Annotated in this window: 1 protein-coding gene; it reads left to right on the top strand. The window is 63.6% G+C overall.

Features of this window, described 5'->3' with window-relative positions:
• Window positions 1-102: 102 nt before the first annotated feature.
• Window positions 103-1,256 (top strand): ISAzo13 family transposase (locus CKO28_RS27660; RefSeq protein ID WP_200344749.1); only part of this gene is annotated, 1,154 nt, incomplete at its 3' end.

Genomic DNA, 1,256 nt, shown 5'->3' with positions numbered 1-1,256 from the left:
AGGACCTGAAAAGCAAGAAACGAATCGAAGGCTGGGTGAATTTGCCAGAATAGAATCGGCGTATAGGCGGCATGATCGGGCGCAGGTTGGTAGGTTTGGGGTATGGGTAAGTTCGAAGACCTTCGCGCCCGCTACCTTGAGATGGAACCGTACCTCGATGAGCGGACCCGTCGTCTTTTTGTCGCCAACGAGGCCATGGCTTATGGCCGAGGCGGTCGGATCGCTGCGGCGCGCGCCACGGGTATGGCCCGCAGCACGATCGGGCGGGGCATCAACGACCTGAAGAACGGGGCCGAGGTGCCCGATGTGCTGGGCTCGGGCGGGCGCGTTCGACGGCCGGGCGGCGGTAGCAAGTCGGCCGAAGAACACCAGCCCGGTTTGCTTGCAGCTCTTGAGCGCCTTGTCGATGGGTCAATCCGGGGCGATCCTGAGGCGCCCTTGCGCTGGGTCAGCCGCAGTCAGCGCAATATCGCCGCAGCTCTGGCCGAAAAAGAGTTCAAGGCGAGCCAGCCGCTGGTGGGCCAGCTTTTGAAGAAGCTCGGCTACAGCTGCCAAGCCAACCAGAAGATGCGTGAGGGCGCGAACCATCCGGACCGCGACGCGCAGTTCCACAACATCAACGCGACCGTCACCGCGGCCACCGAACGCGGTGAGCCGGCGGTCTCGGTGGACACGAAGAAGAAGGAGCTGGTGGGCGACTTCAAGAACGCCGGCCGCGAGCTCCGACCCAAGGGCGATCCCGAGCCGGTGCGCGTGCACGACTTCCAGATCCCGGACTTGGGCAAAGTGGCACCCTACGGCGTCTACGATGTTGCCGCGAACGAAGGCTGGGTCAATCTGGGCACCGACGCCGACACCGCCATGTTCGCGGTGGAGAGCATCCGCCGCTGGTGGCAGCGGCTTGGCCAGGAGCGCTATCCTGAGGCGGAACATCTGGTGATCACTGCCGATTGCGGGGGCAGCAACGGCCCGCGGGTGCGGCTGTGGAAGTACGAACTGCAGCAGTTCGCCGACGAGACCGGATTGGCCATCACGGTCACCCACCTGCCGCCGGGCACGAGCAAATGGAACAAGATAGAGCACAAGCTGTTCGCCCAGATCTCGCAGAACTGGCGCGGCAAGCCGCTCATCAGCCATGAAGCGATCGTTCAGCTCATCAACGCGACCACGACGCGCACGGGCCTCGAGGTCAGCTGCACCATCGACGCCAACACCTATCCCAAAGGCATCAAGGTCTCCGACCGCACGATGAAACA

The sequence above is a fragment of the Rhodovibrio sodomensis genome (genome assembly GCF_016583645.1).
GTDB lineage: Bacteria > Pseudomonadota > Alphaproteobacteria > Kiloniellales > Rhodovibrionaceae > Rhodovibrio > Rhodovibrio sodomensis.
This window is presented reverse-complemented; position numbering and strand designations above follow the sequence as displayed.